Here is a 12,449-nt window from a genome sequence, read left to right on the forward strand (position 1 = left end):
GAGGTTGGCCATGGCCATTTCGATCTCGGTGGTGCTGTTGCTCGTGGTGCTGGCGGTGATCTTCCTGCGCAGCGGCGGACTCAAGATCTCGCACGCGATGGTCTGTGTCCTGCTCGGCTTCTTCCTCGCCGGTACGAGCATGGCCCCCACCATCCAGGACGGTCTGAACGCCACCGCGAGCGTGGTCGGTAGCCTCAGGCCATGACCCCGGCCCGCCAGAAGATCACCGCCGAGGCGCGGCGCGCCCGCCTCGGCCCCCGCCACCTCCTCACCCCGGCCACCCGCGCGGCCACCCCCGAGGCGGTGGCGGAGGCGCTGGTGGCGCTGCACGCCACCGACCCCGCCACGGTGTATCTGGCGGTCGCCGCGCGCGCGACGGCCGCGTCGGTGGGCGAGCTTGAACGCGCGCTGTACGAGGACCACTCACTCGTACGGATGCTCTGCATGCGCCGCACCATGTTCGTGCTGCCCACGGCGCTCGCCCCGGTGGCCGACGCCGCGGCCGCCCGGACCGTCGCCCTCCGTGAGCGTGCGGGCCTCGCGAAGGTGATCGAGGAGCAACTCGGCTTCGACGCGAAGTGGTTCGCGGCCACGCAGGAGGCGGTCCTGGCCGCCCTCGCGGCACGCGGCGAGGCGACAGCGGCCCAACTGGCCGACGACGTGCCGGACCTGAAGGTGCAGATCGTCCAGGCCCCCGGCAAGCCGTACGAGGCGAGGCCCCGCATCACCAGCCGCTTCCTCGGCGTCCTGGCCGCCGAAGGGCGCATCCGGCGCGGCCGTCCGCTCGGCACCTGGGCGTCCAGCCAGTTCCGCTGGACGGTCGCGGAGCCGCACCCCGAACTCGCGGCCGACGAGGCCAGGGCCGAGCTCGTCGCCCGCTACCTGGAAGCCTTCGGCCCCGCCACCACCGAGGACGTCAAGTGGTGGACCGGCTGGACCCTCACCGACACCCGCAAGGCGCTGGCCGGAACCGGTGCCGTCGACGTCGACCTCGACGAGGGCCCGGGCCACGCCCTGCCCGACCAGCTGGCCGCGCCGCCCGACCCCGAGCCCTGGGCCGCCCTGCTGCCGGGCCTCGACCCGACACCGATGGGCTGGCGCCACCGCGACTGGTACCTCGACACCGGCCACAAGGCCGAACTCTTCGACAACACCGGCAACATCGGCCCCTCGGTGTGGTGGAACGGCCGCATCGTCGGCGGCTGGGCCCAGCGCCCGGACGGCGAGATCGTCACGCACGTGTTCGCGGACCAGGGCCGTGAGGCGAGCGCCGCGATCGAGGCGGAGGCGGCCCGCCTCGCGGCCTTCTTCGGCGACGTACGGATCCGGCCGAGCTTCCGCACCCCGCTCGAACGGCGCCTCTCCGCCTGAGCCTTGCCCGGCCCGGAAGGGCGGGTCCGCGCACTGGCCTTGGCGCTGACCGTCAGATGAGGCGCGAGCGGATGAGGAAGCGCACGCCCTCCGGTGCCTCCAGGGAGAAGCCGCTGCCGCGCCCCTCGACGACGTCGACGATCAGCCGGGTGTGCCGCCACACCTCGTGCTGACTGACCGACATCCAGAACGGGACGGGCTCCTCGACCCCGTCGACGACGAGCCGTTCGAGGAGCACGTCCGACCCTCCCGTACGGAACTCGCCGTCCGGGTAGCACATGGGCGCGCTACCGTCACAGCAGCCGCCCGACTGATGGAACATCAGAGGGCCGTGCACTGCGCGCAGTTGCCGGATCAGAGCCGCTGCTGCCGGGGTGAGCTCGACGCGTGCGTGGGTGGATGCCTCGTGCGGCTCGTCCATGACGACCACGGCCCTTCGGATACGTGCGGTACCGGCCCGGGCCAGGAAAGCACGGGCCGGGTTGCGGCGACGTTGCGGGCGGCTACCCCTGGAGGCGCTGGTGCGGCACCGGCACCGGCGCGGGCACCGTCGGCGGGGGCGCGGGCTCGTCGTGGTGGAGCGAGACCGTCCGGGTGGGGGCGGGGATCGAGATGCCCTCCGCCCGGTAGCGCTGGTGCAGGCGCTTGATGAACTCGTGCTTGATCCGGTACTGGTCGCTGAACTCGCCCACGCCCAGGATCACCGTGAAGTTGATCCGCGAGTCCGCGAAGGTGTGGAAGCGGACGGCCGCCTCGTGGTGGGGGAGCGCGCCGGTGATGTCGACCATCACGCTGTCGATGACTTCGAGGGTCACCCGCTCGACGTGCTCCAGGTCGCTCTCGTACCCCACCCCCACCTGGACGAGGATCGACAGCTCCTGCTCCGGGCGGCTGTAGTTGGTCATGTTCGTCCGCGCGAGACGGGCGTTGGGGATGATGACCAGGTTGTTCGACAGGTTGCGCACCACGGTGTTGCGCCAGTTGATGTCGACGACATACCCCTCCTCGCCGCTGCTGAGCCGCATGTAGTCACCGGGCTGCACGGTCTTGGAGGCGAGGATGTGCACGCCCGCGAAGAGGTTGGCGAGGGTGTCCTGGAGCGCCAGCGCGACCGCGAGGCCGCCCACGCCGAGGGCGGTGAGCAGCGGGGCGATGGAGATGCCGAGGGTGTCCAGGGCGATCAGCGAGCCCATCGCGACCACCACGACCCGCGTGATGTTGACGAAGATGGTGGCCGACCCGGCCACCCCGGTCCGCGAGTGTGCCACGGACTGCACCAGACCCGCGACGACACGGGCCGTGGAGAGCGTGGCGATCAGGATGAGCAGGGCGGTCAGCGAGTGGTTGACGATCGCCGCGATCCGCGTGGTGAGCGGCAACGCCGAGGCCGCCGCCGCGGTGCCCGCGATGACCGCGGCCCAGGGGGCGACCGTGCGCAGCGCGTCGACGATGATGTCGTCCCCGCTCCACCGCGTCCTGAGCGCGTGCTTGCCCAGCCACCGCAGCAGCGCGCGCAGCAGCACGGCGGCGACGAGCCCCGCGGCCACCGCGATGCCGGCGACCACCCAGTCGTGCAGCACGAGGCCCCGGGTCAACGGACACCCTCCGAGCCGCGTCGGGCCGGGGAACCGCCGAAGCGGTCCGGGGAGTCGCCGCGGGGGGCCGGGGAAACGGCGAGGCCCGCCACCGGCCGTCGTATGTGAAGTGTCGCCATCTTGTCACCTGTCAGTTCGTCTTGCGTGAAGCCGCGTTCGGGGAGCCGCGTAGGGGCCGAACGGGCGCCATCCTGCCCCATCGGCGGAGCGACGTCGCAGGTGGGCCGGGGTGAGGGCGGTGGGCCGAGGCGAGCGCGGGCGGGGCGGGGCGACACCGGGCACCGGTTCACCCGCGCGCGGTCTCGTCCCGTCCTCGGGCCGCCGGGTGTCGCGGGGTTTCGTCCCGTCCTCGGGCCGCCGGGTGCCGCGGGGTCTCGTCCCGTCCCCGGGCCGCCGGGTGCTCGGGCGCGGTGAGCCCGGCGCGCTCGGCGAGTACACCGCCCTGGAAGCGGCTTTCGGCGCCCAGCTCCTCCAGCAGGTCCGCGATGTGGCGGCGGCAGGTGCGCAGCGACATGCCCATGCGCCGGGCGATCACCTCGTCCTTGGCGCCCTCGGCGAGCAGCCCCACCAGCGCCCGCCGCAGACTGTGGCCGACCTCCTTGTACGCGGCCTCGCTGGTGCCCAGGAACGGGGTCGCGCCCGACCAGTGCTGCTCGAACACCCGGCAGAGGTAGGCGACCACGTCGGGGTCCCGGACGAGCACCGCGCCCTCGCCCGACCCGCCGCCTGCCCGCCGGGGCAGAAAGGCCACGGCCCGGTCGAACACGACGGCGCGGTCCGGCAGTTCGGCGGCGGTGCGGTATTCGGCACCCGCCTCCGCGAGCGTCTCCACATACCCTTGGGTGGACAGGCTGGAGCGGGCCGAGTGCTGGTAGAGGGTGCGCATCCGGACGCCGCGGCGGAGCATCGCCAGGTCGCGGTCGATGGCGTCCCCGAGGCGGTGGGGTGCGCGGCCGCCGCCGGGCTGGATGCTGAACACCTCCTCCCGGCAGTCCGCCGCGGCCTCGGTGAGCATCGCGGACGCGGCCGACAGGTCGGGCAGCAGGTCGATGCCCTCCCGGTGGCTCCGCCGGCGCCGGGCGGCCCGGTAGTGCGGCATGAGGGAGTGCAGGTCGTCGCGCACGGACTGGGCGTGCGCCGCGTCCCGCGCGAGCCGTTCCTCCAGCGGACCCACCACTTCCGCCGCGGCGGCGTCGGGGCTGACCGGTATGAGCTCCTCGGGCCTGCCGGGAGCGGGGCGCAGCAGCCGGAGCAGCAGCAGGGTCCGGCAGGCCGCCTCGACCTCCTCCTGGGTCAGGCCGAGTGCCGGGGGCGCGTCGGGCGTCCGGCACTTGAGGCTGCCCCGCGACAGCACGTACTCGAAGACGGCGACGGCTCTCGCGTCCAGCTGCGGCAGCCCGTCCAAGTTTGCCCCGATAGTCATGAGTTTCCCCCGCAATGCGGCCGTACGACTTCCGTGCCATGCAGGCTATTGCCAGGTCAAAGCCCTGGACCAGCGGGGCCCTCCGGGATGGACTTTGTGTGTCGGGCCGGGCAAACCCCGCCAGGCCGACATTCAGGGCCCTCGTGTGCCCGTGAGTTCTCGTGTGTCCGTGAGTCGTGACCTCCCAACCCTGGAGCCGTGCCATGCCCAGAGCTGTCCGCTGTCTTCTCGTCCTCACGGTCCTGGTGGTCGGTGGCGCGTGCGCCACCTCGGCGGGCGGCGGGCCGAGGACGGCGGTCGGAGTGCACGGCGGTACGACCGCGACGGTCGCGGCGGACATCCTGGACACGAGCTGGGGCGACGACTACGTCCGGCCCGAGCAGTAGACCCCACCCCGTCATCTCTGTTGCGAACTGTGAGGTCGAAGAGCGTGTCCACCCTGCCCGAGGCGCCGCAGCCCGCCCCGCCCCCTGCCCTGCCCGGGCCCCGGCGGGCACGCGCCGAACGTCCGGCGGACCTCGCGCTGTTGCCCGATCTGGTGCGGGCGGCCATAGCCCGTTCCACAGCCGGGGCGGAGGCGGCGCCCGGTGGCGGCGCGACGGCCACGGCGGTTTCCGCCCCGGCGGACTGGACCGTCGAGCCGGGTGACTTCTGGTGCCATGTCGTCCCCGCCGGGGCCGTCCGCCGCACCCAGGGCTGGAAGCTCCACGTCTCGGCCACCCCGCTCTCCGCGCCCGTGACCCTGGCCCGGGCCGCCGAGGTGCTGGTCGCCCACCGGGCGACCTTCAAGTTCGCGGCGAGCCCCGCCCGGGTCGCGGCCCTCGTCTCCGGACGCTACGAGCGCGGCGGGGGCGGCAAGTTCATCACCGTGTATCCGGCCGACGACGACCACTTCCGGCTGCTCGCGGAGGAGCTGCACCTCGCCACGGTCGGGCTGCCGGGCCCGGCGGTCCTCTCCGACCGCCGTTATCTGGCCGACAGTCAGGTCTACTACCGGTACGGCGTGTTCGCCGCAGCCCCCGCCCTGACCCCCGACGGCTGGCTCGCCGGCCGGCTGACCGACCCCGAGGGGCAACCGGTCACCGACGAGCGGAACGCCTGGTTCAGCCCGCCGGCCTGGGCGGGTGACCCGTTCCCCGACCGTCCCGCGGCCCCGGCCCGCAGCAAGGCCACGGCCAAGCCGGTCCTGCTGAACGACCGCTATCTCGTACGCGGCGCGATCCAGCACTCCAACAAGGGCGGCGTGTTCCGGGCCGAGGACACCACGACCGGCGCCCAGGTCGTCGTCAAGCAGGCGCGGCCCCACGTGGGCGCGGGCCTGGAAGGGCTGGACGTCCGCGATCTGCTGCGCCGGGAGGCGGCGCTGCTCGACCGCTTCGGCAGGCTCCGCCCGGACCGGGTCCCACGTGTCGTCGAGGTCTTCCAGCAGCAGGGCAGCGAGTTCCTGGCGACCGAGTCGGTACCGGGCGCGACCCTGCGGCGCACCGTCGCCGAGCGCCTGATCCAGCACGGCACCGGCTGCCCCGACGACCGTACGGCCGACTCCCTCGTCCGGCAGCTCGTCGAACTGGTCGGCACCGCGCACGAATTGGGCGTCACCCTCCACGACTTCAACCCCAACAACGTGATGGTCACCCCGGACGGCCAACTCCTCCTGATCGACCTGGAGATGGCGGCGCGGGAGGGCGAGCGCTGGGTGCTGGGCGCCACCCCCGGATACACCGCCCCCGAACTGCGCGCCCTGGACCAGGTGGCGCCCGCGTCGGCACCGGGCGTCGACCTGTACGCGCTGGGGGCGACGATCCTGCATGCGCTGAGCGGAGCGGATCCGCTCTTCGCGGCGGACCGGCCGGGCGCGGACGGAGCACGCCCGGAGGAGGAGCGCCTGGCCGGGCTGGTGGGGCTGCTGGCCCGTGACAACCCGTTGGTGGGACGCTTCGCGCCGCTGGTGCGGGGGTTGATGCGGGACGAACCCGCCGACCGCTGGACGCTGGAGCGGGCGCGGCAGTTCGTGACCGGGGCCGCTGCGGACGCCCCGCCTGAGCGGCGGGCTCCAGTGCCCACCGCCCGTACGACGGCGGACGCCGGGCCGACCGACGCCGCACGCACCCGCGCACGGCTGCTGCACGACGGGATCGCCCACCTCCTCGCCAGCATGCGCCCGCACGACACCGAACGGCTCTGGGCCTCGGAAGCGTTCGGCGAGACGTGCGACCCGGTGGCCGTGCAGCATGGTTCGGCGGGCGGGGTGAGCGTCCTGGCGCGGGCGTTGCGGCACTGGGACGACACCGGTGCCGGATCACCGCCCGTACCGGCGGGCGCCGTTGACCCCTTCCCCGTGGCAGTGGGACCCGTATCGCGGGAGGTGCTGCGCGAAGGGCTGCGCTCCGCCGCGTACTGGACGGCTGACCGGCAGGACGCCCTGTCCGCGAACCTGCCGGGCCTGTACTTCGGCCGCTCCGGCACGGCCTGGGCCCTGCTGGACGCCGCCCGGGCGCTGGACGACACGGCGCTCGCGGCACGCGCCCGAGCACTCGCCCTGGCGCTCCCCGTCGAGTGGCCCAACCCCGACGTCTGTCACGGCGCGGCCGGATCCGGCCTTGCCCAGCTGCACTTCTGGCGCGCCACCGGGGACCCGTGCTTCCTCGACCGGGCCGCTAAGGCCGCCGACGGCCTCCTCGCGGCGGCCCGGCACACCCCCGAGGGGATCTTCTGGCCGGTGCCGGAGGACTTCGCGTCCGCCCTCGCGGGAGCCTGGCACTACGGGTACGCGCACGGCGTGGCCGGCGTCGGCACCTTCCTCCTGCTCGCGGCCGACGCCACGGGGGACGAGCGCTTCCTGGGCGCTGCCGTCGAGGCGGGCGCCACGCTGGCCGCCGCGGCCCGCCGGGGGCCCGCCGGCGCCCTCTGGCCGGTCGACCGCGCCCGCCACCTCTCCAACTCGCCGGGACTCGCCCGGCACTGGTGCAGCGGCTCATCCGGAGTGGGCACGTTCCTGGTCCGGCTCTGGGCCGCCACCGGCGCCCGCGACGACGCCGTGCGCGAGCTGGTGGAGGGTGCGGCCCTCGCCGTACGGGCGGGCAGGGTGACCGACTCGACCTCGACCTGCCACGGGCTCGCGGGCAACGCCGAATTCCTGCTCGATGCGTCCGAGTTGACGGGCGAGGCGCACCACCGCGCCGGAGCGGAGCTGCTGGTCGAGCACCTGGCGGCGCAGGCGGTGCGGTACGACGGCCGGCTGCTGGTGCCCGACGAGAACCGCAAGACGGTACTGGCCGAGTACGCCACCGGGCTGGCCGGAAGCCTTTCGCTGCTGCTGCGCCTGCGGTACGGCGGCCCCCGCGCGTGGCTGCCCGAAGGCGAACGCGCCCACCCCTGAACGTCCGGCGGCCACCCGGCCGCCGGCAGTCGGACCCACCGGGCCCGGCGCACCCTCCGAACGAAGGAGCCCATCATGATGGAGCACGACATCGACGCCCTCCAGGTGCTGCCCGAGGACCTCCGCACCGAGACCCTCGGCGGCGAGGAGCACGCCGCCGCGCTGATCACCGCCTGCCGCATCCACACCAGCGGCTGCTGACGCGCCGGTGGAGGGGACCGGGCCCCCGTCCGGCCCCCTCCACCGGGTCCTGGCCGGCACCGCTCGGCGCGAGGGGATCCCGTCGCCGTTCCGTCGCCGTATCGCGGAGAAGCCTCGCCGCGCCCCCGCGCGTTGGGCTGTCCAACGCCGCCCGTCCTCTCTACGGTGGTGGTCGACCGGCCCGACGGGCGGGAGACACGAAGGGGGCTGGGTGGACGCCGAGTTGACCGCGCTCGCGGCGTCGGGCGCGACGAGTCTGGTCGGGCTCATGGTCTCGGACTCCTGGGGGCAGGCCAAGGAACGGCTGGGACGCTTCCTCGCCCGACGGCGCGCTGACCCGGACGGTCCGGATGCCATGGATGCCACGGACCGCACGGCCCCCGCACGCGGCGCTGAGGACGAGCTCCAGGCCGCCAGTGACGAGCTGGAGGCCGCGCGCGGTGCACGGGACGAGCGTGCCGTGGCGGACCTGGAGGACCGCTGGTCGCGGCGGCTCCTGGAGATCCTCCGGGAGGACCCGGGCGCGGCCGCGGAGCTGCGGCGGCTGCTCGACGAACTCGCCCCGGCCCACTCCCGGCCCTCGCCCCACCCCCACCCCGACCAGGTGCCCGCCCTCACCGTGGCGTTCGTCAACCGCACGGCCGACCTCTCGGCCCTGGACCGGTGCTTCGGGGACGTCGTGGGCCGTACCTCCGCCCCCGTCGGCATCGGCGTGCTCCACGGTCTGCCGGGCGTCGGCAAGACCGCGACGGCCTGCCACTGGGCGGACAGGTCGAGGGAGCTGTTCCCCGGCGGGCAGATGTACGTGGACTTCGCGAGCCTGCGCGGGCAGAGCGGCGGTGACGTCTCCGAGGCCGTCGCCATGTGCCTGAGATCGCTCGGGGTGAGCGACGACTGGATGCCGCGCTCGCTCGCCGAGCGCACCGCACTGTTCCGGTCGCGCTCCGCGCGGCGCCGCATGCTGGTCGTCCTCGACGACGTCAGCCACCCCGCGCAGGTCAGACCGCTCGTCCCCAAGGGCCCCGGCAGCGCCGTCCTCGTCACCAGCCACGGCAGACTCGGTGAACTGGTCGTGGACGGCGCCCGGTTGATCCCCCTGGACCCGCTGGACGCGGACGGCGGGATGCGGCTGTTGGCCGACCGCTGCGGCGAGGACGCCGTGGCCGGGGAACGGGCGGCGGCCGCGCGCCTGGTGGAGCTGTGCGGCGGGCTCCCGGTGGCGCTGCACGTGGTGGCGGCCCGGCTGCTCACCGATCGCCGCCTGACCATGGCCGGCCTGGCGCGGGAGCTCGCCGACGAGGCCGGACGGCTCGCCGGAATGTCGATGCGAGGGGAGCGCCCCGTGTCCGCCGTACTGGGCCCGTCGTACCGCATGCTGCCGCCCGACGCGGCCCGGCTCTACCGGCTTCTGGGATGGGCGCCGCTGCGTACCGTCGACGCCGCCGCGGCCGCCGTCGCGGCCGGAGTCGACACCGCGAGCGCGGCGGCCCTCCTGAACGTACTGGAGAACGCGAGCCTCCTCGAAGGCTCGGCGGACGGCCGGTACCGCATGCACGACCTGGTACGCCTGCACGCACGCGAATGCGCGGAGCGGGAGGAGACGGAGGACGAGCGGGCGGCGCTCACGCGGCGCGTCGTCGAGCACTACCTCGCCCTCACCGCCTTCGCGGACCGGGCGATCCGGGCCGATCGCCTGCGCATCGCCGACCTCTCCGAGCTGTTGGCGAGCACCGCCGACCCGTTCGCCGCGCCGGGCGGCCCGGCCCCGCTGGACTGGCTGGAGACCGAGCGCACCAACGTCCTCCAGGTCCTCCGGGCGGCCTCGCGGCAGCAACTGCACGCGTGCGTATGGCAGTTGGCCGAGGCGTTCACCGTCCTGTTCCTGCACCACCGCCACCTGTCCATGTGGCGGGAGTCCCTGGAGCTGGGCGCGGCCGCGGCGGCGGCGGATCTGATGCCGGCGGCCGAGGCGCGGCTGCGCAGCCTGCTGTCGCGGCCCCTGCTGGACCTGGGCGAGGACGACCGGGCGCGCGCGGAGCTGGAAGCGGCCGTCAGCTGCGCCGAGGTCGACGGCAATGTCGTCCTGCGGGCGTCCGTGCAGGAGTTCTTCGGCCGGTACTGGGACCGCGCCGACCCCGCTCGCGCCGTCGAGGCGTACCGGAGTTCCCTCGATCTCAACCTGAGGGCAGGAGAGGCGCGCGGCGCGGCCATCGCGGCGTACTTCCTGGGCTGCGCGCAGGACGCCCACGGCGACCACGCCGACGCCCTGACCACCCTGAGCCGGGCGCGCGAGGAGCTGCTCGGCTGCTCGGACGCGCGGATGGCGGCGCGGGCGACGGCCGCCATCGGCGCCGTCCACGACCACCTGGGCGACACCCGGGCGGCGCTGGACGCGCTGCGGGAGGCGGCCCGTACCCTCCGGGACGAGGACGCCACCCACTATGAGGCGCTGGCGCTGGTCCGGCTGGCCGACATCGTCGAGAGGACCGGAGGCCCACGCGGCGCCGCCCGCCCGTATCTCACCAGGGCCCTGGAGATCCACGAGGCGGGCGGCAGCCCGTCGGCGCAGGGGCTGCGCGAGCGGTTGGAGCGGTTGGACGGCGGCGAGGGCTCGTAAAGCGGGGCGTCGGTGGTTGTCAGTCCGGCGGCGCGTGCGCTCGCAGCCGCAGGACGGCGTCCGCGTCGCCCGGCCCGCCGACCCTCAGCGTCACCAGCGTGTCGTCCAGCGGGTGGCCCGCGCGCAGACACCCGTACACCGCGGCCGCCGCCACCCCCGCATCGAGCGCCGAGTAGCTGGCCGCCACTTCGACGACCCGCCCGTCCCGAAGCCCGATCAGCGCCCCCGCGTCACTTCCTTGTACGCCGGTCGCGGCCAGGCCGCTGCCCGGCAGACGCGCCAGCGCGTCCTGGATCCACCCCCGTGCGGCGGCCGCCGTCGCGGCCGGGCGGGCGCGGACCACGACCGAGGCGCTCTCGGCCAGCCCCGGGTCGCGCTCCTCGTCGGTGCAGGCCAGATGGACGTACGGGCCGGAGCCCTCGGCCCAGTCCTCCTGTACGGCGGCGGGGAACCGATGCACGGCGACCACCGGCTGTCCCGCGTCGGCGCGGACGGCGGTGGTGACCAGCCATGAAGTGACCGGCGCCGACGGGGGATCGGGCGGGAGCAGCGTCAGCGGGGCCGGTGGGCGAGAGGGCGGCTCGGGGAGCCGGAGCAGCTGGTACAGGGCGGTACGGAGGCGGGCCAGCGCCTGCCCCGAGTCGCTGAAGGCCCGCCCGGCCACCTCCGCGTACCGCTGCGGCGCATGGGCGTGGACGGCGTCCTCGATCTGCCGCCGCAGGTCACCGGCCGGATCGAGGCGGGGCGCGAGCCGCGCGAGATCGGCGCCCGCCGTCCCCGGCACGGCGTCGCTGCCGAACGCGGCGAGCAGGACGGGCTTGTCCAGCGCGGCTCTGTACAGCGTCACGGAACCGTGGTCGCCGATGACGACGTCGGCCGCGACCAGCGCGGGCCGCCAGCTGTGGACCGGCGGCATCAGCAGCAGCCCCGCGTCCAGCGCGGTGGCCTGCGCCGCGCGGACCTGCCAGGAGCCGTGCGCCGACCACACATTGGGGTGGACGATCGCGCCCACGCGGTACTCGTCGTACGGCAGGGCGGCGAGCAGCCGCGCGGGAAGCCCCGGCTCCCGGCCGATGAGGGAGGTACGCCCCCAGGTCGAGCTGACCATGACCAGCCGCTGCCCGGCGCCGACGCCCAGCGCCGCGCGGTACGCGTCCCGGTGCCGCGCGCTGACGACCAGCTCGTCGAAGCACGGATCCCCCACCAGCAGGGTGCGGCCGGCCGTCTTGGGGTGGCTGGCGAGCAACTGGGCTTCCTGGTCCGGGTGCGACACGGCCAGCCAGGCGCGGCCCGCCTCCAGAAGGGCGTCGGGGACCACCCCGGACAGCCGGCTGCGCCGGGCCCGGGAGTCCGGGACGAACTTCTGGAAGCCGATGCCGTGCGGGAGGACGAGGACCGGGCAGTCGCCGTCCGGTACGTCGATGTTCTCGCTGGCGGAGACGATGAGGTCGGGATCGATCTCGCTCAGCTGCCGCCAGGGCATCACCCGGCAGCCGGAGTCGTGCAGCAGCTCCAGGACGCCGTCGTTGAAGGCGGACGTCGGGTCGTACGCGAAGACGACGGAGACGCGGGTGTCGTCGCGGAGGAGGGCGGGCAGCGACTCCAGGACGCGGGCGGTCGAGGTGATCGTGCGGGCCGCGACGACGAGCGTCCGCCGGGCGTGGAAGGTGCTCCAGCGCCGGGCGTCGTGCCCTACGGGTACGCGCAGGGGCGGGCTAGGGTGCATGGCCACCCCGAGAAGCTACGCGCCAAATATCCCCTATGTCCGCGCGGCTCGCGGCTCGCGGCTCGCGGCTCGCGGCTCGCGGCTCGCGGCTCGCGGCTCGCGGCTCGCGGCTCGCGGCTCGCGGCTCGCGGCTCGCG

Annotated in this window: 10 protein-coding genes; 6 read left to right on the forward strand and 4 right to left on the reverse strand. The window is 74.6% G+C overall.

Annotated elements, in window-relative coordinates; all coding sequences use genetic code 11:
* Positions 1-10: 10 nt before the first annotated feature.
* Both AB0G17_RS26140 and AB0G17_RS26145 read left to right on the forward strand, forming a co-directional pair.
* Positions 11-205 carry a hypothetical protein gene (locus tag AB0G17_RS26140; protein WP_361387549.1) on the forward strand — a complete coding sequence of 65 codons (195 nt, stop codon included), beginning with the start codon at positions 11-13 and terminating at the stop codon, positions 203-205.
* Positions 202-1,371, forward strand: coding sequence for a winged helix DNA-binding domain-containing protein (locus tag AB0G17_RS26145; RefSeq protein ID WP_361387552.1), 1,170 nt, complete (start codon positions 202-204; stop codon positions 1,369-1,371). The genes AB0G17_RS26140 and AB0G17_RS26145 overlap by 4 nt, the downstream gene beginning before the upstream one ends.
* Before the next feature lie 52 nt (positions 1,372-1,423).
* On the opposite strand, the gene AB0G17_RS26150 is transcribed toward AB0G17_RS26145, so the two are convergent.
* From AB0G17_RS26150 to AB0G17_RS26160, 3 genes are all read right to left on the reverse strand, one after another.
* Positions 1,424-1,792 carry a DUF779 domain-containing protein gene (locus AB0G17_RS26150; protein WP_361387555.1) on the reverse strand — a complete coding sequence of 123 codons (369 nt, stop codon included), beginning with the start codon at positions 1,790-1,792 and terminating at the stop codon, positions 1,424-1,426.
* Between the two features lie 82 nt (positions 1,793-1,874).
* The gene (locus tag AB0G17_RS26155) at positions 1,875-2,966 is read right to left on the reverse strand and encodes a mechanosensitive ion channel family protein (protein ID WP_361387558.1); all 1,092 of its coding nucleotides are present in this window, start codon (positions 2,964-2,966) and stop codon (positions 1,875-1,877) included.
* Positions 2,967-3,252: 286 nt separating this feature from the next.
* A complete protein-coding gene (locus AB0G17_RS26160; RefSeq protein ID WP_361387561.1) occupies positions 3,253-4,389 on the reverse strand; it encodes a hypothetical protein in 1,137 nt (378 codons plus the stop codon).
* A 203-nt stretch (positions 4,390-4,592) separates the two neighbouring features.
* Between AB0G17_RS26160 and AB0G17_RS26165 the strand changes: the two genes are divergently transcribed.
* The 4 genes from AB0G17_RS26165 to AB0G17_RS26180 all read left to right on the forward strand — a co-directional run bounded on the left by AB0G17_RS26165 (position 4,593) and on the right by AB0G17_RS26180 (position 10,586).
* Positions 4,593-4,775: a hypothetical protein gene (locus AB0G17_RS26165; RefSeq protein ID WP_361387564.1), complete on the forward strand. Its 183-nt coding sequence runs from the start codon at positions 4,593-4,595 to the stop codon at positions 4,773-4,775.
* 44 nt (positions 4,776-4,819) lie between these two features.
* The gene (lanL, locus tag AB0G17_RS26170; RefSeq protein ID WP_361387567.1) at positions 4,820-7,768 is read left to right on the forward strand and encodes a class IV lanthionine synthetase LanL; all 2,949 of its coding nucleotides are present in this window, start codon (positions 4,820-4,822) and stop codon (positions 7,766-7,768) included.
* A 75-nt stretch (positions 7,769-7,843) separates the two neighbouring features.
* Entirely contained in the window at positions 7,844-7,969 is a 126-nt protein-coding gene (locus AB0G17_RS26175; RefSeq protein WP_361387570.1) for an ALQxL family class IV lanthipeptide, read from the forward strand.
* Positions 7,970-8,180: 211 nt separating this feature from the next.
* Positions 8,181-10,586: an NB-ARC domain-containing protein gene (locus AB0G17_RS26180; protein ID WP_361387573.1), complete on the forward strand. Its 2,406-nt coding sequence runs from the start codon at positions 8,181-8,183 to the stop codon at positions 10,584-10,586.
* Between the two features lie 19 nt (positions 10,587-10,605).
* Here the strand turns inward: AB0G17_RS26180 and AB0G17_RS26185 are convergent, their stop codons facing one another.
* Complete coding sequence (locus AB0G17_RS26185) at positions 10,606-12,312, reverse strand: hypothetical protein (RefSeq protein WP_361387593.1); 1,707 nt, start codon at positions 12,310-12,312, stop codon at positions 10,606-10,608.
* Positions 12,313-12,449 lie beyond the last annotated feature (137 nt).

The sequence above is a fragment of the Streptomyces sp. NPDC023838 genome (assembly GCF_040639555.1).
In the GTDB taxonomy this organism is placed as follows: Bacteria; Actinomycetota; Actinomycetes; order Streptomycetales; family Streptomycetaceae; genus Streptomyces.

Excerpts from the sequence above, each read along its gene's own strand:
- AB0G17_RS26145 (WP_361387552.1), top strand. The coding sequence starts at position 202 with ATGACCCCGGCCCGCCAGAAGATCACCGCCGAGGCGCGGCGCGCCCGC.
- AB0G17_RS26160 (WP_361387561.1), bottom strand. The coding sequence starts at position 4,389 with ATGACTATCGGGGCAAACTTGGACGGGCTGCCGCAGCTGGACGCGAGA.
- AB0G17_RS26165 (WP_361387564.1), top strand. The coding sequence starts at position 4,593 with ATGCCCAGAGCTGTCCGCTGTCTTCTCGTCCTCACGGTCCTGGTGGTC.
- AB0G17_RS26140 (WP_361387549.1), top strand. The coding sequence starts at position 11 with ATGGCCATTTCGATCTCGGTGGTGCTGTTGCTCGTGGTGCTGGCGGTG.
- AB0G17_RS26150 (WP_361387555.1), bottom strand. The coding sequence starts at position 1,792 with ATGGACGAGCCGCACGAGGCATCCACCCACGCACGCGTCGAGCTCACC.
- AB0G17_RS26175 (WP_361387570.1), top strand. The coding sequence starts at position 7,844 with ATGATGGAGCACGACATCGACGCCCTCCAGGTGCTGCCCGAGGACCTC.
- AB0G17_RS26185 (WP_361387593.1), bottom strand. The coding sequence starts at position 12,312 with ATGCACCCTAGCCCGCCCCTGCGCGTACCCGTAGGGCACGACGCCCGG.